20 protein-coding genes are annotated in these 22951 nt (G+C 48.6%); 1 reads left to right on the forward strand and 19 read right to left on the reverse strand.

Annotated features, from left to right (window positions below):
- Nucleotides 1-52: 52 nt before the first annotated feature.
- From serC to liaF, 13 genes are all read right to left on the reverse strand, one after another.
- Complete coding sequence (gene serC, locus BBD42_RS00645; RefSeq protein ID WP_099516570.1) at nt 53-1138, reverse strand: 3-phosphoserine/phosphohydroxythreonine transaminase; 1086 nt, start codon at nt 1136-1138, stop codon at nt 53-55.
- A gap of 169 nt (nt 1139-1307) precedes the next feature.
- Nucleotides 1308-1946, reverse strand: coding sequence for an NAD(P)-dependent oxidoreductase (locus tag BBD42_RS00650; protein WP_099516571.1), 639 nt, complete (start codon nt 1944-1946; stop codon nt 1308-1310).
- A gap of 53 nt (nt 1947-1999) precedes the next feature.
- Nucleotides 2000-2371, reverse strand: coding sequence for an ArsR/SmtB family transcription factor (locus tag BBD42_RS00655; RefSeq protein ID WP_099516572.1), 372 nt, complete (start codon nt 2369-2371; stop codon nt 2000-2002).
- Nucleotides 2372-2569: 198 nt separating this feature from the next.
- Entirely contained in the window at nt 2570-3994 is a 1425-nt protein-coding gene (gene glnA, locus BBD42_RS00660; protein ID WP_056039603.1) for a type I glutamate--ammonia ligase, read from the reverse strand.
- A gap of 246 nt (nt 3995-4240) precedes the next feature.
- Complete coding sequence (gene aroF / locus BBD42_RS00665; RefSeq protein ID WP_099516573.1) at nt 4241-5302, reverse strand: 3-deoxy-7-phosphoheptulonate synthase; 1062 nt, start codon at nt 5300-5302, stop codon at nt 4241-4243.
- 204 nt (nt 5303-5506) lie between these two features.
- Nucleotides 5507-6484, reverse strand: a complete 978-nt coding sequence (locus BBD42_RS00670) for a 4-hydroxy-3-methylbut-2-enyl diphosphate reductase (RefSeq protein WP_099516574.1) — start codon at nt 6482-6484, stop codon at nt 5507-5509.
- 31 nt (nt 6485-6515) lie between these two features.
- Entirely contained in the window at nt 6516-8039 is a 1524-nt protein-coding gene (locus BBD42_RS00675; RefSeq protein WP_099516575.1) for a sensor histidine kinase, read from the reverse strand.
- Nucleotides 8040-8045: 6 nt separating this feature from the next.
- The gene (locus BBD42_RS00680; RefSeq protein ID WP_099516576.1) at nt 8046-8735 is read right to left on the reverse strand and encodes a response regulator transcription factor; all 690 of its coding nucleotides are present in this window, start codon (nt 8733-8735) and stop codon (nt 8046-8048) included.
- A gap of 113 nt (nt 8736-8848) precedes the next feature.
- Nucleotides 8849-10474, reverse strand: a complete 1626-nt coding sequence (locus tag BBD42_RS00685) for a S1C family serine protease (RefSeq protein WP_099516577.1) — start codon at nt 10472-10474, stop codon at nt 8849-8851.
- 200 nt (nt 10475-10674) lie between these two features.
- Nucleotides 10675-11085 (reverse strand): YugN family protein, encoded by a 411-nt coding sequence (locus tag BBD42_RS00690; protein ID WP_099516578.1) that lies wholly within the window; start codon nt 11083-11085, stop codon nt 10675-10677.
- A 121-nt stretch (nt 11086-11206) separates the two neighbouring features.
- On the reverse strand, nt 11207-11872 hold the full coding sequence (locus BBD42_RS00695) for a response regulator (RefSeq protein ID WP_099516579.1): 666 nt from the start codon (nt 11870-11872) through the stop codon (nt 11207-11209).
- A 3-nt stretch (nt 11873-11875) separates the two neighbouring features.
- Nucleotides 11876-12904, reverse strand: coding sequence for a sensor histidine kinase (locus BBD42_RS00700; protein ID WP_099516580.1), 1029 nt, complete (start codon nt 12902-12904; stop codon nt 11876-11878).
- Between the two features lie 6 nt (nt 12905-12910).
- On the reverse strand, nt 12911-14005 hold the full coding sequence (gene liaF, locus BBD42_RS00705) for a cell wall-active antibiotics response protein LiaF (RefSeq protein ID WP_237163313.1): 1095 nt from the start codon (nt 14003-14005) through the stop codon (nt 12911-12913).
- A gap of 267 nt (nt 14006-14272) precedes the next feature.
- Between liaF and BBD42_RS00710 the strand changes: the two genes are divergently transcribed.
- Entirely contained in the window at nt 14273-15571 is a 1299-nt protein-coding gene (locus BBD42_RS00710) for an ammonium transporter (RefSeq protein ID WP_099516581.1), read from the forward strand.
- Between the two features lie 104 nt (nt 15572-15675).
- Here BBD42_RS00710 and BBD42_RS00715 read toward each other — a convergent pair whose 3' ends face one another.
- From BBD42_RS00715 to BBD42_RS00730, 6 genes are all read right to left on the reverse strand, one after another.
- Entirely contained in the window at nt 15676-16053 is a 378-nt protein-coding gene (locus BBD42_RS00715) for a hypothetical protein (protein ID WP_056039570.1), read from the reverse strand.
- Between the two features lie 168 nt (nt 16054-16221).
- Nucleotides 16222-16353 (reverse strand): hypothetical protein, encoded by a 132-nt coding sequence (locus BBD42_RS32525; RefSeq protein WP_257790762.1) that lies wholly within the window; start codon nt 16351-16353, stop codon nt 16222-16224.
- 65 nt (nt 16354-16418) lie between these two features.
- Nucleotides 16419-17054, reverse strand: coding sequence for a 3D domain-containing protein (locus BBD42_RS32640; protein ID WP_099516582.1), 636 nt, complete (start codon nt 17052-17054; stop codon nt 16419-16421).
- Nucleotides 17055-17129: 75 nt separating this feature from the next.
- Complete coding sequence (gene thrS / locus BBD42_RS00725) at nt 17130-19067, reverse strand: threonine--tRNA ligase (protein WP_099521375.1); 1938 nt, start codon at nt 19065-19067, stop codon at nt 17130-17132.
- A 436-nt stretch (nt 19068-19503) separates the two neighbouring features.
- Nucleotides 19504-19707 (reverse strand): hypothetical protein, encoded by a 204-nt coding sequence (locus BBD42_RS31485; RefSeq protein ID WP_150131490.1) that lies wholly within the window; start codon nt 19705-19707, stop codon nt 19504-19506.
- A gap of 19 nt (nt 19708-19726) precedes the next feature.
- Entirely contained in the window at nt 19727-22951 is a 3225-nt protein-coding gene (locus BBD42_RS00730; protein WP_172455345.1) for an efflux RND transporter permease subunit, read from the reverse strand.

Below are 22951 nucleotides of genomic sequence, written 5' to 3' on the forward strand. Positions count from 1 at the left end.
TAAGCGAAAGGTGCGGGCGGTTTTTCTATCATTTAATCACTAACAGCCGCAATTAGCCGTTGTTTTTTTGGAATTCTGCCATAAATTCAGCAAGCGCCTTGCAGCTTTCCAGTGGAACCGCATTGTAAGTCGAAGCACGAAGCCCGCCAACATCACGATGTCCTTTCAAGCCAACAAAACCTTCTGCTTCGGATTGCTTAATAAATTTCTTCTCAAGCTCTGCATCCTGCAAGCGGAATGTAATGTTCATAAGCGAACGGCTTTCCGGAGCAGCAAAGCCATAATAGAAACCGCCACTTTGATCAATCGTATCGTAAATGAGTTTTGTTTTGTCGCGGTTGTATTGATTGATTTGGGCGACTCCGCCTCTTGCTTTAATCCATTTGAGCACCAGATTGACCATATAAACCGAGAAGGAAGGCGGCGTGTTGTACAGCGAGCCTGCTTTCGCATGGGTATCATAGCGGAAAATAGCCGGAATCGTCTTAGGGCTTTCTTTAATAAGATCATCGCGAACGATGACAACCGTCACACCCGAAGGACCGAGGTTTTTCTGGGCGCCTGCATAAATCAGGCCAAACTGGCTGACATCTACCGGACGGCTCAAAATATCACTCGACATGTCCGCGATTAGCGGAACATTGCCCGTTTGCGGGAATTCAGCAAATTGCGTACCGCCAATGGTCTCATTTGTCGTAATGTGCAAATAAGCGGCTTGGTCTGGCAGCTGAATGTCGGAAAGTGCCGGAATGCGGTTGAACTTGTGAGCTTCGGAAGTAGCAGCTACCGCTGTCTCGCCAATAAGCTTCGCTTCCTTGATTGCTTTCTCTGCCCATGCGCCAGTCATCACATAAGCGCCGACTTTGCCTGGGGTAAGGAAATTCATTGGAATGGTTGCAAACTGCGTACTTGCGCCGCCTTGCAGCAGAAGAACATGATAATTGTCAGGAATGCCGTAAATTTCGCGAAAAAGAGCCTGCGTCTCATTGTTAACTTGCTCATACAGCTCGCTGCGATGCGACATTTCCATAATGGACATGCCCGCGCCTTGATACTCCACGAATTGCTGCTGAGCCTGCTCAAGTACTTCGAGCGGTAAAGCGGCCGGTCCTGCATTAAAATTGAATGCTCTCTTCATCTTCGGATAACCACCTTTAGTTATTAACATGATAACGCTATAATAGCAATTTTAAAGGCCCGCTTCAAGTAGTCTAGCGTCTTTTCGTGACAAAAGTCGAACACTTTATTGTTGACTTCTTGTTAATATTCGGTTTTCTTCAATATAAGGTGTTTTGCTGCCGCTTTCATTATTCCGTGATGAACACTTCTTTTCGATCATAAGTTTGATTATTTAAGCTCTTTAACATAAAATTCGCCAAGTTAGCCCGGGAAAGCTTCAATTTGTGTGATTTGTTTTTATGAATTTCTACTTCATGCATATAGCGGCCTGTGAAGGCATCGGCAGTCAAAACAGGCGGCTGCACCAGCGTCCAGTTTAAACTGCTTTTTTTGAGCAACGCATCTTTTTCACTATGATCAAGCAGCAGATTTTTCATGAAATGAGGGATAATGAATTTATATAGAAATCCCAGCTTCCCCGCGTCTTTTCTAACGCCGATAAATGATACGTGAATAAGCTTATCCACACCGTTTTCCTCTAGCGCTTTAATGATGTTTTTCATCGCATCCATAAGAAGCAAATCTCTTTTGAACATGCCTTTTGCGCCAAGCACAGAGAAGGCTGCATCATAATTATTTGCTTTTACCGCTTTGTTTATTTGCCCATAATCGGTTACCTCTCCTTTTACAACCTTTAAATTTTTATCAACGATATTAAGCTGGGCCGAATCACGGACGAAAGCGGTTATCGAATGTCCTTGCTTCAATCCTTGAGCGATCAATTCACGGCCCGTTTTTCCGTTTGCTCCAAAAATAATAATATTCATAAAATCTTTCACTCCTGGTTTCTCGAATTTTTATAAAATGAATCCAAAGCGCGTTACTCTTCTTTCTTATGGCTTAACGTATGGTCCCAATAATCATTCATTATGGTTTCAATATTGGCGAATAGATTTTTGAGTTTAAAAACGACGCTTTTTGTCGGCTCTAAATAATAATAGTTCATAGTGCCCACACGAGTAACACCAATAATATGGGCATCCTTCAGCACTTTAATATGATGGGAGACGGCAGGCCGTGATAAATTGGTCTTTTTTGTAATTTCACCGACCCTAACACCGCCTTGTTCATTGGCGCTTTCCAGTATCGCTATAATAATGGATTGTCGGGTCTCATCGCCAATGGCGCTTAAAGCATTTTGACATGCGCTAAATTCCTTGGCCAGATGTTTTAAACGTTGTTGATTGTCCATATTCAGCTCCTCTGATTAATCGTTTAATCTTACGAACCATACTAGCATATTATTTTGCTAAAATTTCAATGGGAAAGAAAATCGAGACGAATGCCCAGATACATGAATTATTGTCGCCTTTTCAGCAAAAAATGCACATCACTCCAGCAAATAGGCGAAAAAAAAGAGCCCCACGCAGGGGCTCCTTCAACGTTCATTCTAGCAATCGAAGTACAGGCTGTACTCGTGCGGATGAACACGGATCGATACTGTTTTTGCTTCATTACGTTTGAATGCAACGTAGTTAGCGATGAAATCTTCAGAGAATACGCCGCCTTCAGTCAAGAATTCGGAATCTGCTTCCAAAGCGCTAAGCGCTTCGTCAAGCGTACCTGGTACGCTGCGGATATCCTTCTTATCTTCTTCTGGCAATTCGTAAATGTTTTTGTCGAAAGGACCATAGCCCAAAGCAACTGGATCAAGCTTGCGCTTAATACCGTCAAGACCTGCAAGCAGCATAGCTGCGAACGCGAGGTAAGGGTTAGCAGTGGAGTCAGGCGTACGGAACTCGATACGACAGCCTTTAGGTGTAACGGAAGCGATTGGAATACGAATCGCAGCCGAACGGTTGCCTTTGGAGAACACCAGGTTAACTGGAGCTTCGTAGCCAGGAACCAGACGTTTGAACGAGTTCGTGCTCGGGTTAGTGAGCGCGATCAACGCTGGAGCGTGGTGCAAAATTCCGCCGATGTAGTTCATAGCCAGCGGGCTCAGGTTGCCGTAAGCACCTTTTTCAAAGAACAAAGGCGTGTCGCCATCAAAGATGGAGGAGTGAACGTGCATACCGCTACCGTTATCGCCAAACAGCGGCTTAGGCATGAAAGTTGCAACTTTTCCATATTGGCGAGCTGTGTTGTGAACAATATATTTGTATTTCATCAGGTTGTCAGCTGTTTTAGTCAGCGTGTCGAAACGGAAGTTGATTTCTGCTTGACCAGCAGTCGCTACTTCGTGGTGATGACGCTCAACGCGAAGACCTGTTTCTTGCATCAGGCGAACCATTTCGCTGCGAATGTCTTGTTGGGAGTCAACCGGAGCTACTGGAACGTAACCGCCTTTAACTGGAACTTTAAAGCCAAGGTTTCCGCCTTCTTCTTTGCGGCCGCTGTTCCAGCCAGCTTCTTCGGAATCAACCGAATAGAAGGAAGTGTTCATCGAGCTTTCGTAGCGAACATCGTCGAAAATGAAAAATTCGGATTCAGGAGCGAAAAATGCTGTCGTGCCCACACCGGATTTTTGCAGAAACTCTTCCGCTTTTTGAGCGATGCTGCGCGGATCGCGCTCGTAGCGTTCGCCATCAGGCGTATGAATGTTAGACATTACGTTTAGAGTTGGGTGATCAGTGAAAGGATCGATAAATACCGATTCAGGATCTGGCATCATAACCATATCCGACTCTTCGATTCCACGGAAACCCGGGATCGAGGAACCGTCAAAAGCTACACCATTTACGAAAGTATCGGCGTCAACTTCTGTCGAAGGAAGGGTAATGTGGTGCGCATGACCAAAAAGATCCACGAACCGGAAATCTACAAACTGAATGTTGTTTTCTTTAATTGTGTCCAAAACATTTTGAACTGACATCAGATATTTCCTCCATTTCCGAACATTTGCTTAGTATTGAACGGGTAACGTTCTCCTATCGTTCCAAACCATGACGTTATTATAAAACTACGATATTATCATCGTCAATAGTTATGTGAGGTATTTTTTATTCGCATGTTAGCTATACTTACAGGTTTACACATTTGTTCACAATTCCTCCTACACGGCAAAAGGAAAAGCCGTAATCCCCTTATTTACATAGGAATTAACGGCTTTATAGATCAATTATATTTTCCACTCTTTGAAAGCTTCTGCTGGTGCCTTCTCCGTGTTAAATTCTTTCCCAACAATTGGTGCGAGCTTTTCCAAATCCTTTAATAAATTAGCGAACTGGTCCGAAAATAGCGATTGTACCCCGTCCCCAGTCATCGAATTATCTGGATCTGTGTGCATTTCCACGATCAGCCCATTCGCTCCAGCGGCTACTGACGCCTTCGACATTGGCTCTACAAGCTCGCGGCGGCCAGTGCCGTGACTTGGGTCAGAGATGACCGGCAAATGGCTGAGGCTTTGCAATACAGGAATAGCTGACAAGTCAAGTGTATTTCTTGTGTAGGTCTCGAATGTTCGGATTCCGCGTTCACACAGCATAACGTTCGGATTGCCTCCAGCAAGAATATATTCCGCTGCATTTAGGAATTCATCGTACGTTGAGCTGAAGCCCCGTTTCAGTAAAACAGGCGTTTGAATCGTTCCGAGCTTGCGGAGCAGGTCGAAATTTTGCATATTGCGCGTGCCGACTTGGAGAATATCCGCATATTCGGCGCATACATCTACGTATTCCGGCGTCATTACTTCGGTAATTGTCAGCAAGCCATGCTTGCGTCCCGCTTCCGCCATCATAACCAAGCCTTCTACGCCAACGCCTTGGAAGCTGTATGGGCCTGTGCGAGGCTTAAAGGCTCCACCGCGGAGCACCTGGCCGCCAGCCGCTTTAACCAGTCGGGCGATTTCATCAATTTGCTCTGGTGTTTCGACTGCGCATGGACCGCCCATAATAACTAAATTATTTCCGCCAATTTTAACACCTTTAATGTCAATAATGGTATCATCTGGGTGAAAGTCACGACTTGCAAGCTTGTAGGACTTGGAAATTTTAATAACATTTTCAACACCCTTGAGCTGGCGAAGATGCTCGGCTAATGTAGGTGCTGCACTCCCAATAATACCAATTACGGTACGGTCTGTTCCTCTTGATACATGGGCTTGAACGCCGGCTGCTTCAATATGAGTAACAATTTCAGCAATTCTTGCTTCTTCAATATGCGGATTAGTAATTACGATCATGTTAATCTCCCCTTTTCCACTTAAACGCTTGTTCGCTTCGACGCTTCTATGCTTTGTGGCTTTCATGCTTTTACTCGTTAAAGTGATTATATAAGAAGCAGCGCTGCCCGTCAAGCAAAAACTTTAGGCCTGCGCTCTTCCCGTTTCATGCCATTTTCCCGCGCTAACAACGACTGATAACGGGACTATATAAAAAAAGACGCCTTACGGCGTCTCTGGCACTTCCGGGCGCGCAACAACTGACTTTTTGCGGGCATTGGGAAGCAGCTTCTCCATATTAACGGTACGAACGATTTCCCACGTTGCAGGGTCATCGTCGTTGTATTGCTCCAAATACGTAATAACTTCCTTGGTAAGCGGCGTAGGAGTCGAAGCGCCGGAAGTTACCGCCACACGCTCGATGCCAATAAGCCATTCCCGTTTAATTTCCGATACATCTGCGACACGGTAAGCCGTAACGCCTGCAATTTCCTCCGACACCTGTGCAAGGCGGTTGGAATTGTTGCTGCGCGGATCACCAACGACAAGACAAAGCTGGGCCTCGCCAGCCTGTCCGGCTACGGCCTCCTGGCGAACCTGGGTTGCCAGGCAAATTTCATTGTGGACTTCCGCCGTTGGAAACTTTTCAATCAGCTTGCTTATAATATGGCGGATGTCCCATTGCGACATCGTGGTCTGATTTGTGATGACGATATTGCCTTCCGGCACTTCCAGCAAATCGATATCCTCGACACGCTCGATGAGATGAACGCGATCTGGAGCGACGCCAATGGCACCCTCTGGCTCAGGATGATTTTTTTTGCCAATGTAAATAATATGGTAGTCCTCGGCCATTTTCTCGCGAATCAAATCATGCGTGCGCGTCACGTCAGGACAAGTGGCATCGACAACCGTCAATCCCTTGTCCTTGGCACGCCTCCGAACTTCGGGGGAAACGCCATGGGCGGTGAAAATAACCGTTCCCTGCTCGACCTGCTCCAAAATTTCCAGACGGTTCTCCCCATCCAGCGTAATAACGCCTTCCTGCTCGAACGCTTCCGTCACATGCGCATTGTGCACAATCATTCCCAATATATATATTGGCCGCGGCAGCTCAAGATTTCTAGCTGTTTGCAGTGCGAGTACCATAGCGTCAACAACGCCGTAGCAATAGCCCCGCGGTGAAATTTTAACAATTTGCATGTAGGTGCACCTGCTTTCTGAACCGTGGGCATTAGCCCAAAGTTCGATCCGTTCCTTCTATTATAGACGAATCTGCCGTCTCAGAAAAGACTACGGGCAGCCAGATCGTAAACTCCGACCCTTCACCCGTGCGCGTAAGCACTTCAATGGAACCGCGATGCTCATCAATAATCCATTTTGCAATAGATAATCCGAGCCCCGTTCCAACCGTTTTGCCGCGTGATTCGTCCACTCGATAGAAACGGTCGAATATATGCGGCACTTCCTCAGGGTCCATCCCCATGCCCGTATCGCTGACCGTAATTCCAACTTGATTGTCTTTGCTGCGCACGCTAAGCTCAATATGGCCTTCTACCGTATACTTGAAAGCATTCTCAATAAAAATGAACAGCAGCTGCTGCAAATAATCCTGATTGCCTCTGACCTCAATGCCGCTGAGCGGAGACAGGTCGCCTACGCGCCATTCAGCAGTACGCGGAAGCAGCTGGGCACGGCGTGCCACCTCTTCGACAAGCGGCTGCATCGATACTACTGTCTTCTCCATTTCATAACCGGCATCTGCACGGGCGAGCGCCAGCAAATCATTAACAAGCGTCGACATGCGGCGGGATTCCGCTGCAATATCCTGCATCGCCTCAACCGTAAGGCCGAAGCGCTGGTTATCAAGCGCCAGCACGATGCCGTCAAATGCATCCGGGTCCTTCGTTTTTTCCCACATTCGCTGAAGCAGCTCAATATTGCCCCGAATCGTCGTGAGCGGCGTCCGCAGCTCATGCGACGCATCCGAGACGAACCTTCGCTGCGCCTTATAGGATTCATCCAGCTCATTGTAGGCCGTCTCCAAACGGGCCAGCATGACATTCAAGTTATAGACGAGCCTTCCGACTTCGTCATAAGGGCCATCCATTGGAATGCGTACGCTAAGATCAGAACCGTTTTGAATTTTCTCGGTTGATTTGATGACACGCTCAATTGGACGGAGCACCTGACGGGCCAAAAGCAAGCCTGTTGTAAAGGCTATTAGGACAGCGATAAACGATGCGGTAAACAAAATCGTGCGCAAAGCCTTCAAATAGCTTTCCTCACTCGTAACAATTGCGCCTACCTGTATAAGACCGACCAAGTCGGGCTCCTTACTCTCGCTGTAAATAGGACGCTGATAAATTAAAAAGGTTACATTGGCATCATTAACCTTAATGTTAGCCTTTATAAAGCCAGCCTGCACATTATCTTTTACATCTGGAATCGGATATTTTATGCCTGTGCTGAGCAGTTCCTTGCTCGCATTAATAATGCCTTCTTTATATCTGACAATTTGCAAATAAAAGGAACGCTCGTAAAACCGCCCTTGCGATGGAGCAATCAATAGGTTAAGCTCATTGGATTCTGTTTCTCTTACAAATACATTGTAGCTATCCGCTTCGCCCTTCAGCTGATCTTTCATCTGCCCGTACGTATTGTAATTAACAAATATATAGATGGCAAAACCAAATATCAGCAGCGTCATCGCAAGCAAAGCTGAATACCACAAAGTTAAACGCAGCCGTATGGTCATAGCTGATCAGCCCTCTCCCCGCAGCACATAGCCTGTACCACGAACGGTTTGAATCATGCGCTTGCCGCCGCCCTCCTCCATTTTCTGGCGCAGCATCGCAATATAAACTTCAAGAACATTCGACTCTCCGCTGAAGTCGTAGCCCCATATTTTTTCCATAATGACATCACGGGTCAATACGCGGCGCGGGTTCTGGATAAAGAGCAGCAGCAAATCATATTCCTTTGCCGTCAGCTCAATTCGTCGGCCACCCCGAATCGCTTCGCGGGCATCTTGATCAAGGGCAAGATCCTCATAGACGATTTTGCTGCCCGTATCCTCGATTTTATCCGGCTTGCGGCGCAGCAGCGCACGAACTCTGGCAAGCAGCTCTTCGAGTGCAAACGGCTTCACCAGATAATCGTCGGCTCCTGTATCCAGCCCTTTCACCCGATCGGTAATATCATCCTTCGCTGTCAGCATCAGAATCGGAACCGTGCTTCCCCCTTCGCGCACTCTGCGGCACACTTCCCAGCCGTCTACATGCGGCATCATCACGTCGAGTATAAGAAGCTGCGGCTCCGCTGTCATTAGCAGCTTCAGCCCTTCCAAGCCATTGCTCGCAGTCGTTACTTCATATCCTTCAAAAACCAGGCTCCGCCTTAATAAAGAGGTGATTTTCTCGTCGTCATCTACTACTATAATTTGTGTTCTCATCGGTACGCCCCCATGTTCTTAAGCTTCATAAAAACAGACGCAGAGAGATTGTTCGCCTCTGCGCCTGATTGTAACCATTCAGCACCGGCTGCACCGATATGCTGGCTGCTTCATTATTCTGCGTTGAACTTATTGCGGTCGCCAATAGTGACCGACAAATCCATTTTCGCACCTTTGCGGATAATATTCAACTGTACTTCATCGCCAACGACTCTCTTCTTTATCGCCGCGATTAAGTCCTGCGTATTGTTATACACTTTGCCATCAATGCCGGTAATGACGTCGAATTGCTTCAGATCGCCAAGGTAGGCAGGAGAGTTGTAATACACATTGCTGACGATAGAGCCTTCCGCTTTATCCATGCCTAGCTGCTTCGCCATAGCATCCGTTACATCAGCTAGTTCCGCGCCAATGAACGGAATCGGATCTTTCGGAACCTCAACGTTATTTTTCAAATTCTCCAATACGCCTTGTATTGTGCTCGTTGGAATCGCAAATCCGATGCCTTGCGCCTGCGAGCTTACAGCCGTATTAATGCCGACAACCTCACCATTTACGTTGAGCAGCGGTCCGCCAGAGTTGCCTGGATTAATCGAAGCGTCCGTTTGCAGCAAATGCTCATAGTTGCGTGTTCCTTGCTCATCCGGAATGGAAATCGGACGCTCCTTCGCGCTGAGTACGCCAACGGTAATCGTATGGTCAAAGCCATAAGGATTGCCAATTGCTGCGACCCAATCACCGATTTTGATGCTGTCGGAGTTTCCTAGCTTCAAAGTAGGGAAGGCTTTCGTATCCGTTACTTTAAGTACAGCCAAATCCAGATTATAATCCGAGCCCAGCAGCTCCGCTGTTAGCGGCTTGTCATAGCCTTGCACCGTGACTTCGATTTTCTCTGCTCCGCCCACGACGTGCTGGTTCGTCAAAATATATCCGGTGGAGTCAAAAAAGAATCCGGTACCGCTGCCTGTTGCTTGCAAACCATTGCTGTTATTGTTTTGCTCCTGGCTGCCTGCTCCCGGGTAATCCTGGCCGAAAAACTGTTCGAAGAAGGAATCGGCCGATGATCCGCCATTGCTTCTTGTAGGGGAAGCGAAGGTCTCAATTTTCACAACAGCCGGGCTTGAAGCCTCGAACAGCTTGGCAATATCATCCGGCCTGTCAGATGCTGCGGTTAGCCCGCTGTTTTGTCCCGTTGCTGTAGCCGTTCCCTGCTGAGATACAGTCGCTTCCGCCGGCTTGCTGAACCAATTGTTCACATCCGAGGCATACATTAAAGAACCAACTACTAGAACCCCAGCAATAAATGAAGAAAACATTGCTTTGAATGACGTTTTGCGCTGCGGCTCCTTCACCTGCCAACCGCCTCTGGCGGATGACTGCGTTGAGCTGAACGGCCTTACTGGAGCAGGAGGCATGCTTTCAGCGAAGTTCGCCTGTTCGCCCTGCTGCTGGCTGTACGGCTGGGATGCTGCCGCTGATTCCTGGCTGGATGTTGGTGCCGGAGTTGACATAGAATGATTGCCTGCTCCAGCGCCATCAGACAGCGAATTATTGTCCGGTGCGCCTGACTTAAACGGTCCGTAAGAATAGTAGTAGGAAGGCTTGCTTGCCTGTTCAGAAGAATCAGCTGATGCTTCATCAGCGTGGGCTGGCTGAACGTTATCCTCCTGCTTCCGTTCCCCATCCTCACGATTTTGGAAAAAATCATCAAAGCCGTTCTTTTTATTCTGATCGTCCATTCCCGTTTCCTCCTCATCGGTATACAATGAAGCAATTCAGTCTCTCAGACTGCTTGCTGGTTAATTGTTGTACTCCTATCATGCACATTCTACCTTAAAACAATCTTAAAAGACATTTAAACATACATAAAAAAACTCCCTATCACTGGTGACAGAGAGTTTTTCAGCCACTATTTAAGTTTGACAAGACTGCTTTAAGCTTATGCCAATGCCCGTTCTACCTGCTGCAAAATGTCCTTGGCCCGCTCGACCCATTCGCTTTCAATGTCAGCATCTGGATCAGTCGGCGTTTGAAATTGGTCGAATAAGGCGCCTGCCAGCCGCACCGAGGCTTCCTCATCATTGCCTTCTTTATATAAATGCTTAAGCACATATGGCGTTCCTAGCCTAATAGTGGCATCTGTATCCGAAGAGCTATTATCGATGGCGCCATCCGTCACTTCAAAAGGAATCCGCAGCCAGACTTTATGGGCTTCATCCAATGGGCGATCGAATGAACCAGCTGCATAATCCCAATTGCCGCCTAAAGCGAACGTATGCTGCGTCAGCATATCGCGGGTTTCAATGAAGGATTGATGGCTGGCTTCCAGCTCTGATGACAGCAAAATCATAGCAAGACGCTCCTTTTATGTACGCTTTAGTGCGGCTCATCCCGCCGCTGTACATCGTTAGTATAGCCCGCCATTTGCTGCAATATGTGTTAACTAATAATGTGATTTGGTTTATTGTTGATTATATGCTTTTGGCCCAGCCTTTGCGATGAGCAAGCACCGCCAGCTGTGTCCGATCATCCAGCTCGCATTTCATTAATAAATTGCTGACATGCGTCTTGACCGTCTTAATGCTGATGTGGAGTTCTTCGCCAATTTCCTTGTTTGACCGTCCCTCGGCAATAAGCAGCAGCACTTCTTTCTCCCGCTCCGTCAGCCCTTCATCACCTGATTGTGCTGTCCGCTGCCGGAGTCCACGTGTCAAAGCCTGAGATACATCAGCTGTCATAACAGGCATGCCTTTCGAAGCGCCGTTCAGCGCATAAATCAGCTCCTCCGCCGATACCGTCTTCAGTACGTAGCTGACCGCCCCTGCCTCAATGGCAGCATACACTTTATCATCCTCCAAAAAACTCGTCAGCATGACGATTTTCACATCCGGATATTTCGCCATCACGCGCCTCGTCGTCTCAATGCCATCCATACCGGGCATCATTAAGTCCATCAACAGGACATCAGGCATCCCTTTCGGTATGCCCGCTTCAAGCTTATCAAGCGCAGCCTGCCCGCTGCCCGCCTCTGCAACTACTTCAAATTTCGGCTCCAGCATTAAATAAGTGCGCAATCCTGTTCGAACCATATCATGATCATCAATAATCATAATTTTCAACATTTCCTGGCTGCTCATTTTTTATCGCTCCCCCCGCCATATTTTTGGAATAGACACCTTGACCCTGGTTCCACTGCCTGGCTTGCTTATAATTTCTGCCGTTCCGCCAAGCTTCTGGGCACGCTCGTGCATCGTTGACAGCCCGTAGGAGCCGCGTTTGACCTCATCTACCCGGAAGCCCGTTCCATCATCCTGCAGGCTCAGCACAATTTGCCGTTCATTTTCCGATAACGTCAGCGAGCAGCCCTCTGCTTTTGCATGCTTGACGATATTGGCCAGCCCCTCCTGCACGATGAGAAAAAGCTGATGCTCCTTCGCTTCCGACAGCGGCTCAACCAGCCGCCATTCCAGCTGCCCTTGCAAATGGTTTTGCCGGCAATAATCAGGAAACCACTTATCCAGCGCTTGGAGCAGCGTTCGGCCTTCAAGCTCCATTGGGCGAAGCTGAGCGATGAACGTGCGCATTTGCTTCTGGGCAAGCGTGGACATCTCGATTAACTGGCCCAGCACCTCAGCCGCGCGTTCGCTATCCACCTGCTGAAGCTTAGGCAGCGAAGAGGCGCACATATGCATGGCAAACAATTGCTGGCTTACGGTATCATGCAAGTCGCGAGCGAGCCTTTTGCGCTCTTCCAGCACCGCTTCTTCATTAGAGGCAGCTTCGGCCATCACCTGCTCCTCGCCTGTACGCTGGATGTAAGTCATCCGCTCCTCCATTTGCCTCGCAAGCACATTAAATTCCTCATAAAGCTCGGTAAAGGACAATCCCCCCCGCTCGGCAATCCGAATTTCAAAGTTGCCGTTAACGGCCTGTTTCATCGCGAGCTGGAGCGTATCTACTCTGCGCTGTATGCGCCTGCCGGCCCAATAACCGCAAGACGCAGCAACAAGCAAGAAGACGGCTGCGGCAGTCAGCCACATTTCCCATCTTCCTGCATGAGGCATAAGCCCATAAGCGATTATCGCCGCTGCTCCATAAGCCAGAGCAGCAGCGAACACAAACATGGAAATCAATTCCCATTTTCCACTGCGTAGCAACCGAACCATCATAGACGCTTATCCCACCCTCGTGACACGCACATCGCCAATAAACGAGCTAACGACCAGCCTGATTTTTTTATCCGCATCTGCATAGGAGGGGGAAGCCATATCCATCGACTTGAACATGCCGTGCTCCTTTTTGCCAAGAAACTTCACATCGCCAATGAAAACGCTGCTTTGCACATGGATGCCCACCTCATAATCATTAGGCACATACACTTTCACATCGCCGATAAAAGAAGATACCGTAATCTTCGTTTCCCCGTAAGCGATTTGTGCTTTCGTTAAATCAATGACGGTGTCGCCGATAAAATGTGAAATGTTGATTGGCTGCAGCTCCCAATAATCATGGCCAATATGAATATCGCCTATGAAATTGGAGCGGGTCTGCGTATTCGGATCATTGTTCCACCACTCGCTTTTGCCGCTGTAGTGATTTTTTTCATTTTTCCACTCTTTGCGCTGTTCCCGAAATTGCTGCTTCCATTCTTTACGCTGATCGCGGTAATGCTGCTTGGCCTGTTCTTTCCATACGCTGCCTATAGGCTGTTCCTTCTCTAAATTCACTTTAAATTTCCCGCCCTCAAAGCTGTTTTGCTGAAACGGCGCCCCTTTAACAGGCCCAGCTTGTTCTTGCGCATGCTCTGGAGGAAAAGGATCCGTTGGGCCGGGATGCAGCGGCGGAGCTGGAGGAATTTCACCTTCCATATAACCATCATAAGACTTCCAATCATCGGATGGCGGCTCATGCTTCTTCCGCTTGCTTCGGCTCGGCTTACGCAGCATATTGATGCCGACTAAAATAATAATAATCGGCCAAATATACGGAATAATATCGCCTAAGGACCAATCCGACCAGCCCATGTTCCGGGCAAGAAACACGACGCCAATAATAATCATCACCCAAAATCCTCCGCCATGCTTGTAGGAGTCCCTAGAGCATATTCCTTTTAGCCCAATAACGATTAAAATAAGCGGCCAGAAGTTGGAGATGATTTCTCCAATGCTGAGCTGGGTGGAAATGATACCCGTTTGATTGAGAAAAAAGACAACACCTATCGCAATAACGATGCCAGCTGTTATAAATCGATTGAAAAAGCTGCCATTCATGAGGTCATCAACTCCTGCCTTCAATTGGTTCTACTCTTCATACGTCTAAGTATAACGGACCTGCCAAACACAAGAAAGGGACGGCCGATTGAAATCCAGCTCAGTCTCTAGACCGAGACAAAGGAATATTACACCAGAAAAACCTGACATGCGTCACTAAACATTACATAAAAGCGTTGACATTGTTAACTCGAAATCATTATAATGATCAACGAATTAGCAATGTAACATCATTTTATATTTGATTATAAGGGGTTGGCCTACACAATGGAGTTGTCAGAACTGTCGAGAGGTCTCGATACAATCTGGGTTGTCTTGACAGCGGCTATGATTTTGCTGATGGAGGGCGGCTTTGCGCTGCTGGAGGCAGGTTTCGTCCGCCAGAAAAATGCCGTCAGCATCATTATGAAAGTGTTCGTTGATATTGCATTCGGAGCTCTCGTTTTTTATTTTTTCGGCTTCGCTATTATGTACGGCAAAGATGTAGGCGGCCTGCTTGGCACTAGCGGCTTCCTGCTAAGCGGCGACCTTTCTCATATTGTACTTAATATTTCCCATGAAACGTATTGGCTGTTCCAATGCGCCTTCGTTATCGCGGTCATCTCCATCGTATCCGGAGCCGTGGCTGAACGCATCCACTTCCGTGCCTACATTTTGCTGACGATCGCCATGACCGGACTCATTTATCCGCTAGCGGGCCACTGGGTATGGTCGACCGGCGGCTGGCTTGGCAAGCTTGGCATGATCGACTTTGCCGGTTCAGCTGTTATCCATGCCCTCGGCGGATTTGCCGCCCTGGCTGCAGCGATTTTCGTCGGGCCCCGCATTGGCAAGTTCAGCCCGGATGGCAAGGTGAACATCGTTTCGCCCTCCAATTTGCCGCTCGCATCCGTTGGCGCCTTCATCCTATGGTTCGGCTGGTTCGGCTTTAATGCCGGAAGTACGCTGAGCGCGACGAATACTTCGATCGGGCACATCGCCGTAACGACGATGCTTTCCGCCGCTGCAGGCGGTGCCACCTGCATATTGTTTACGATGTTTCGCTATAAAAAAGCCGATCCTCCGATGGTTATTAACGGGTCGCTAGCTGGCCTTGTCGGCATTACCGCTGGCTGTGCTTTCGTCTCTGACGGCGCTGCCATCTTCATCGGCGCGCTTTGCGGCATTATGATGGTTCTCGCTACCGAATACATGGAGAGCAAAAAAATCGATGATCCCGTCGGCGCCTTCGCCGTACACGGCATTAGCGGCAGCATTGGCACGCTGGCACTCGGGTTATTTGCCAAGCCAGAGCTCGCTAGCGAGGTCGGACAAGGCTATTACGGCTTATTTTATGGCGGCGGCTTGCATCTCCTTGGTGTACAAGCACTTGGCCTCATCACCGTATCTGCATGGGGCTTTGCATTGACGTGGGTCGTATTATGGCTCATTCGCAAAATCATGCCGGTTCGCGTCTCCAAAGACGAAGAGCTAATCGGTCTGGATGTTGGCATTCACGGCGTTCCCGCTTACAGCTACGATACGGATTTTCTTGATGTAGACCACCTGAAGAGCGGCAATTCATAGCTATATAAGTTTAACAAAAAACCTCCAAATTCCAGCGATGCCAAGCATCCGGGAATTTGGAGGTTTTGTTTTATTTGAAAGGAATGAAGCTTCACTACTATGTCTTATAGCAAATCATTCGCCAGCTCAAAGGGAACCGTAACCATATCCGTTGGAGCTGAGCTGTTCTGTATTTTGCGTACATTTTCAATTTCAAGCTTTAACGCACGAACTTTCTCCATCGGCTTGCGTACGAAATGGATATGCTCCACGGCCAAATGATGATCCGGCTTCTTCCCTGACAACATGCGCCTGAAAGCAGACATCGATTGATAAGCCCGCTCTTCCTTAAGACGGCGCTTCTCGTAACGCTCAACCATTTGCTCGATTTCGATAATTTCCTGTTCCTTCTTGCCGATATAAGCGTCAATGAACGGAAGCACCTCAGCTGCTCTGCGATGCTCGGAAGCCGAATAGTTTGTGAATGTTATAGGATCAGTCATGAGAGTTCACCTGTCTTATCATGTGATTATTTGTTACACCGTAATCATACAATAAAACAGGTTCGTTTGAAAACTGTTTTTTATCTCCTTATTTCTATGTCTAGCCGCCACGTTAGAAAAAAGGAGCCATAGCGGCTCCTTTTCTCACTTTTTTATTAGGACAGCTTGTTACTTCTGCTTTTTTTGTATCGATTTAGCGGCTGTATTGCTCGTTTCATTGTTTTGTCCAAATTCTTCTGCAAACTCGGAATTCAGCTTTTGGTTCGATTGAGCTGCTTTATTGTTTTTGTTCTTGGCCATGTTGGTTTTTCACCTCCCCGTCCATGTTAGTATGGCGGGTTAAGGTTCTAATATGCATGCTGTTGTTACGATTCCAGATATGCCTCAGGCAAGCCTTTGCCTGCCTCCGCAGCCTTGTTGATCTTATTTAGCCAAGCCTGAGACAGCTTCCCGCTGCCTTTGCGAATGACTTCAACCTCCACTGTGCGTTTGCCCCACTGCTTGAATACATCCGCCGTCGTCTCGAAATACAAATCGATTCGGCTGCCTTTAATAGCCGATCCCGTATCAGCGACGACGCCATACCCATATCCGGGAATATAAAGCAGAGATCCAATCGGAAATAGTTTCGGATCAGCTGCAATCGTGGAAACCATATCCCGGCGAACCTTCACGCCTGAATACGTAATGCCATAGCTCGGATGGCCGGGCCGCTTTCCCGTTGATTCAACTCCGGCTGTATATCCCGTTGCAACGACCTTCACTTTATCATACGCCGGTTTTTGCGGCGCTAGCTGCTGCTTGACGGTTTCCGTACGATCTTCTTGAGCCAATGCCGCTGTCAGCTTAACCGAATCAGGTGCGACAACTACGGGCATATGCTGCAGCGGGGCTGCTTGATTAATCGTCTTGCCCGGGAAAGGCTTGAAACAGATCGCAAGCAATACGAGCGCCGCAATTGCGAGCAGCATTTTTTTATATTGAAAAAAGCTTGTAACCATTTGGGCACTTCCTCCTCTGAAGAAGATTACCCAAGTGGTACAAGCTTTATGCAGACGAGCCGCTGTTAGCTGCTCTTATAACGCTTTTGTTTTGATCTCTTGCTCTAACATTTCCGCTGTCTCGGCAATCGATTTTGCCCCAATATCGCCTTCGCCGCGCTTGCGGATTGAGACCGAGCCTGCTTGCATTTCATTCTCGCCAACTACGAGCATATAAGGAACTTTCTCAATTTGCGCCTCGCGAATTTTATAGCCAAGCTTCTCGTTGCGAAGATCGCTTTCTACACGAATGCCCGCTTCCTGCAGCTTCTCAGCCACTTCACGCGCATACTGCTCATATACAGTGGAAACTGGAATAACCTTCGCTTGAATCGGCGACAGCCATAGCGGCAGTGCGCCAGCAAAATTCTCCAGCAGGAATGCCGTCATGCGCTCCATTGTGCTGATGATGCCGCGGTGAATAACGACTGGACGGTGCTTTTTGCCGTCTTCGCCGATGTATTCCAGCTCGAAGCGCTCTGGAAGCAGAAAGTCCAGCTGTGCTGTGGACAGCGTCTCTTCTTTGCCCAGGGCGGTTTTGATCTGAACGTCCAGCTTCGGACCGTAGAAAGCCGCTTCGCCTTCTGCCTCGAAAAATGGCAGGTCAAGCTCCTCGACAACTTCGCGAAGCATGCGCTGCGACATTTCCCACATTTCATCATTTTGGAAATATTTCTCGGTATCCTGCGGATCACGGTACGATAGACGGAAACGGTATTCCTTAATGCCAAAATCTTCATATACTTTGCGAATGAGGTTGACCACACGCGCGAACTCTTCCTTGATTTGGTCCGGACGGCAGAAAATATGCGCGTCATTCAGCGTCATCGCGCGAACACGGTGCAAGCCCGTCAAGGCTCCGGACATTTCATAGCGGTGCATCGTTCCCATTTCGGCAATACGTACCGGCAAGTCGCGGTAGCTTCTCATATCGCTTTTGAAAACCATCATATGGTGCGGGCAATTCATCGGGCGAAGCACAAGCTCCTCATTATCCAGCACCATCTTCGGAAACATATCCTCGCTGTAATGCTCCCAGTGGCCGGATGTTTTGTACAGCTCTACGTTAGCCAGAACAGGCGTATAAACATGCTCATAGCCAAGACGTTCTTCCATATCCACGATGTAGCGCTCCAATGTACGGCGAACTTTCGCGCCATTCGGCAGCCATAGCGGCAAGCCTTGGCCAACCTCGCGCGAGAACGTGAACATTTTCAGCTCGCGTCCCAGCTTGCGGTGATCGCGTTTTTTCGCTTCCTCAAGGAAGTGGAGATGTTCATCGAGCTGTGCTTTTTTCGGAAACGCTGTTCCGTAAATACGCTGAAGCATTTTATTTTTGGAATCACCGCGCCAGTAAGCGCCTGCTACGCTGAGCAGCTTGAATGCTTTAATCCGTCCTGTAGACGGAAGGTGCGGCCCACGGCAGAGGTCGAAAAATTCGCCTTGATCATAAATAGTAATTTCCGCTTCCACAGGAAGGTCGCGGATCAGCTCCAGCTTGAGCGTGTCGCCAATATCGGTAAATACGGCAATCGCTTCATCACGGCTGACGACGCGGCGGCGGATATCGAGATTTTGCTGAACAATTTTATCCATTTCCTTCTCGATTTTAACCAAATCTTCCGGAGTTATCGACTGTTCCATATCGATATCATAGTAGAAGCCATCCTCAATAACAGGGCCAATACCTAGCTTAAGCTCTACATCGGCATACAGGCGCTTGATCGCTTGAGCCATCAAATGCGCTGTGCTGTGACGGTAAACCTCCAGCCCGTCAGCTGAATCCAAAGTTACGATTTCAACCTTTGCATCTTCATTAATAGGTGTATAAACATCCACGGTTTTCCCGTCAATTTTACCTGCGATTGCATTTTTGCGCAGTCCGCTGCTGATCGAGCCAGCCACCTCTTCAATTGTTGTTCCTGCATCATATTCCCTTATTGCGCCATCCGGCAAAGTTACTTTAATCGCCATCGTTATCATCCTTTCCATTCGCTAAGCTTCCAAGCTGCTGCGTTCTGAACGCAAAAAAAGCACGCATCCCGCGAAGGGACGAGTGCTTGTAAGCTCGTGGTTCCACCCTAATTCGATTGCTCGCCTAACGCTGATCAGCGTATTACATCCCGGCAGCAGCCAATCCTTAATTTATCTGGTAACGGAGATTTCCGGCACAGCTTAATGGCGCTTCACAAATGGAAGCCTGTTCGGCTATACAGCTACAAAGGGGTATATTTACATTTATCTGGAAGGAAATTGCAGCCTTGTTTCCTCTCTCTGGACCAGTTGAACGTGTAAATACATGTCTTTATCATTGCTTTTTCAGCATATATCAGCATAATTATAGTCCTCAATAGCAAGCAGGTCAAGAGTTAAGACATACATTGCCATAAGCCCCTTTCATATGCCAGGCTTATGACAAGCCTTTTCCTCTATATATGCTGCGGCGTCGTACGCGAACGATCCGGTACACGCTGATCGTAAGCAAAATGAGGAAGAGCGGCATTAGCGCTACCTCGCTGCCCTGCCGCGTGGGCACCTCAGCAAAAGCAGCCCCAAGCATCAGTACAGCAATTACGCCAAACACCATGAATCTTCTTCCTTTACGTCCATTCATTGCTCTCACTCCCTCTTCCTCATGCAAAGTCATTGAACGCATCCGCTTCATTAACCTTGTGTTTTTTCCACACCATTTCATATATGACCGGCATAACGATCAGCGTGAGCAGCGTCGAGCTGAATAAGCCGCCAATAACCGCGATCGCAAGGCCTCCCGAAATGAGGCTCGTTGAGGAGCCGGATAATGCAAGCGGTACAAGCGCAAGCATCGTTGCAAATGCCGTCATTAAAATCGGTCTAAGCCTTGTTCTTGACGCCTCTACGATCGCTTCTGTAATCGGGATGCCCGCATTGCGATTTTTCTCCACCCGATCAAACAGTACGACCGCATTGGTGACGACGATGCCGACCAGCATCAGCATGCCAATCATGCCGCTCATAGACAGTGACTGCCCTGTCAGAAGCAAGGCGCTCAATGAGCCAATCGGAATAAACACCAGCGAGGCTATAATAATAAGCGGCGTCCGCAAACCTCCGAACGTCATGCTCATAATAATAAATACGAGGCCAACCGCTGCCGCCATGGCGATACCAAGGCTTGAGAAGCCGTCATTGATCATTTGCAGCCCGCCGCCGACCTTAAGCTCCACGCCGGAAGGCAGCGTCAGACTATCAATATCCGCCTGCACCAGCTTTGTAACGGCCGATACGGCACTGGCATCCTTCACCGTTCCGCTAACAAGAGCGTACATTTTTCCATCATCATGGCTGACCTTGATCCAAGCACTCTGCTCCGTTATATCCGCGATGTCCTTCAGCTTCTTCATGCCCGCTGCAGTAGGAATCTGTATATTTTCCAGCTCTTGCTTGGTAGCAATTTGCTGTTCATACGATAAAGTTATTGCTTGCTCCTTATTGTCGATTTTGTAAGTGCCGGCATCGACTGGCCGCAGCTGCTCGCCGGTCAATTGCATAATCAGATAAGGGCTAATGTTAGCATCGATTCCGCTTTGGTTAAGGGAAACGACCCATTTTGGCGTTACCTCATCCATATTGTTCGTAATATCCTTTAGATCGCTGCTTTCCTTCATTAGCTTCTCAATTTTAAGGGCGGTTTGCGCCAGCTTGTCCGCACTATCCGCATAAATGCTGACATCAATATTGTTGCCCGAAGGCGGCCCCTGCTGTTCGCCCGCTTTAATATTGAGCGTCGTGCCTTCCTGCTTCGCAGTGACCACTGCCAGCAGCTCGGTCTGCAGCTTCGTAGTCATTTCCGCCATATCGCTTCCTTCGGCAAATTGAACCGTGATCGTCGCTTTATTATTCCCGCCGCTAGGCGCAAGCGGGTTAGCGCCAGTACCGCCAACGGAAACCTCATAGCTCTCTACGTTTTCCAGCTTGCTTAAATAGGCTTCCACCTTGCCGCTGACATCGTCCGTCTGCTTCAGGCTGCTTTGCGCAGGCAGGGCAACATCAATCGCTAAGCTCGGAGCCGCGCTAGTCGGCAGAAAAGCAACGCCGATTAAAGGAATTAAACCAAGCGAGCCTGCTAAAAGCACGATAGCTGACCCTAAGACGAGCGCTTTGCGCTTCAGCGCGCTGCGGATCATTTTTTCAAAACCATTTGATAGTCTGCTTTCCTTCGTATGCGGCTTCACGCTTCTGAAAAAGCGGCTGCCCAGCACAGGTATCAGCATCACCGATACCAACAGCGAAATCGATATGGAAAGGACGACAGCAATCGAAAACGGACGGAAAAACTGTCCAATGATCCCGCTGACAAATGCAAGAGGGGCAAAGACGACGATCGTCGCCGCCGTGGATGAAGCCACAGCCCCGATCACTTCGCGGGTCGCTTGGTAGGCCAGCTCCTTGCCGCTCATTTTCTCGCCTTTTTCCTGCCGCCATCTATATATATTTTCAATAACGACGATGCTGTCATCGACGATCCGTCCCACGGACACGGCGATGCCGCCCAGCGTCATAATGTTAAGCGTATAGCCCATTTGATCCATAATCGCAATCGTGGCAAAAATAGAAATCGGCAGCGACAAAATCGAAATAATCGTCGCCCTTACATTGCGCAAAAACAAGAAAATGATGAGCACGCAAAACAATGTGCCATACAAGCCTTCACGAACGAGGCCGGATACGGATTCCTTAATATCCTGACCTTGGTCAACGATGACATGATAGTCCAGCTCGCCTTTGGCTTGATAAGTGCCGAGCAGCTCGCTCACACTGTCAGATACATCCGCCGTGTTGGAATCCTGCGTCTTCTGAATCGAAATAACAAAGCTCGGCTCGCCATTAAAGCGGGTAATTTCATTTTGCTCAGATACCGTCTTAATGTCGGCAATATCACCAAGCGTGACAGCAGCTGCTGCGGCACCCGCACCGCCTGAAGCTGCCGAACCAGTTGGCGCTCCTGGGCCGACGGCGTTTCCTGATGCAGAACCTGCGGCACTGCCAGGAGCAGCTTGATTAGCCGCACTGCCCTGCACTCCTCCTGCACCCATTCCACTCGCGCTGCCTGCTGCAGAACCTGCGGCTCCGCCGCCAGCCGTTGCTGTCAGCTTCAGCTCTTCAAGCTGCTTCATGGTATCGAGGCTGCCGGTCAACCGGATCGGTATGACCGTCTCCTCCTGCGACACAGAGCCCAGTGGCAGAGCGTAGTCCAGCCCCTGAAGCGCCGTGCGGATGGAGCTGAGCGTAATGCCATGCTGCGCCGCTTTATTTTTATCTACAACAATATTAAGCTCATTCGTCGTACCGCCCTTCAGCGTTACGGTTCCGACTCCAGCTAGCTTTTGCAGCTCAGGAACGACGCTGTTTTGCAGTTCATCAGCCAGCTTCGCCGAATCTCCTTCGGCAGCAAATACAGCCGCTTGATAAATAGGCTGGCTATTTGCCGACAAACGCTGCACCGTTACACTCGCATTATCGGCCAGCTTCAGCTTGCTAAGCTCAGCCTCAACTTCGCTGTATTTTTTATCCATGTCCGTACCAAATGGGAACTGGATAAAAATGCTGGCTGCATTTTCAGCAGAGGTGCTCGTTAACGACTCATAGCCCTGCACACGCTTCAAATGGTCTTCAATCGGATTCGTAACCTCCGACTCGATCTCCTCCGTAGAGGCGCCAGGCTGAATCGCCTGTACGAACACGGCCGGGAAATCCAAATCCGGAAACGTCTGCTGCTTAATTTGCGTGGAGGCATACAAGCCATACCCCAGCACCAAAACGCATAATAAAATGACAGCAACACTATTTTTCAAGCTAAATTTGGTCAATCGATTCAA

The sequence above is a fragment of the Paenibacillus sp. BIHB 4019 genome, assembly GCF_002741035.1.
Lineage (GTDB): Bacteria > Bacillota > Bacilli > Paenibacillales > Paenibacillaceae > Pristimantibacillus.

Excerpts from the sequence above, each read along its gene's own strand:
- serC (WP_099516570.1), bottom strand. The coding sequence starts at position 1,138 with ATGAAGAGAGCATTCAATTTTAATGCAGGACCGGCCGCTTTACCGCTC.
- BBD42_RS00650 (WP_099516571.1), bottom strand. The coding sequence starts at position 1,946 with ATGAATATTATTATTTTTGGAGCAAACGGAAAAACGGGCCGTGAATTG.
- BBD42_RS00655 (WP_099516572.1), bottom strand. The coding sequence starts at position 2,371 with ATGGACAATCAACAACGTTTAAAACATCTGGCCAAGGAATTTAGCGCA.
- glnA (WP_056039603.1), bottom strand. The coding sequence starts at position 3,994 with ATGTCAGTTCAAAATGTTTTGGACACAATTAAAGAAAACAACATTCAG.
- aroF (WP_099516573.1), bottom strand. The coding sequence starts at position 5,302 with ATGATCGTAATTACTAATCCGCATATTGAAGAAGCAAGAATTGCTGAA.
- BBD42_RS00670 (WP_099516574.1), bottom strand. The coding sequence starts at position 6,484 with ATGCAAATTGTTAAAATTTCACCGCGGGGCTATTGCTACGGCGTTGTT.
- BBD42_RS00675 (WP_099516575.1), bottom strand. The coding sequence starts at position 8,039 with ATGACCATACGGCTGCGTTTAACTTTGTGGTATTCAGCTTTGCTTGCG.
- BBD42_RS00680 (WP_099516576.1), bottom strand. The coding sequence starts at position 8,735 with ATGAGAACACAAATTATAGTAGTAGATGACGACGAGAAAATCACCTCT.
- BBD42_RS00685 (WP_099516577.1), bottom strand. The coding sequence starts at position 10,474 with ATGGACGATCAGAATAAAAAGAACGGCTTTGATGATTTTTTCCAAAAT.
- BBD42_RS00690 (WP_099516578.1), bottom strand. The coding sequence starts at position 11,085 with ATGATTTTGCTGTCATCAGAGCTGGAAGCCAGCCATCAATCCTTCATT.
- BBD42_RS00695 (WP_099516579.1), bottom strand. The coding sequence starts at position 11,872 with ATGAGCAGCCAGGAAATGTTGAAAATTATGATTATTGATGATCATGAT.
- BBD42_RS00700 (WP_099516580.1), bottom strand. The coding sequence starts at position 12,904 with ATGATGGTTCGGTTGCTACGCAGTGGAAAATGGGAATTGATTTCCATG.
- liaF (WP_237163313.1), bottom strand. The coding sequence starts at position 14,005 with ATGAATGGCAGCTTTTTCAATCGATTTATAACAGCTGGCATCGTTATT.
- BBD42_RS00710 (WP_099516581.1), top strand. The coding sequence starts at position 14,273 with ATGGAGTTGTCAGAACTGTCGAGAGGTCTCGATACAATCTGGGTTGTC.
- BBD42_RS00715 (WP_056039570.1), bottom strand. The coding sequence starts at position 16,053 with ATGACTGATCCTATAACATTCACAAACTATTCGGCTTCCGAGCATCGC.
- BBD42_RS32525 (WP_257790762.1), bottom strand. The coding sequence starts at position 16,353 with ATGGCCAAGAACAAAAACAATAAAGCAGCTCAATCGAACCAAAAGCTG.
- BBD42_RS32640 (WP_099516582.1), bottom strand. The coding sequence starts at position 17,054 with ATGGTTACAAGCTTTTTTCAATATAAAAAAATGCTGCTCGCAATTGCG.
- thrS (WP_099521375.1), bottom strand. The coding sequence starts at position 19,067 with ATGGCGATTAAAGTAACTTTGCCGGATGGCGCAATAAGGGAATATGAT.
- BBD42_RS31485 (WP_150131490.1), bottom strand. The coding sequence starts at position 19,707 with ATGAATGGACGTAAAGGAAGAAGATTCATGGTGTTTGGCGTAATTGCT.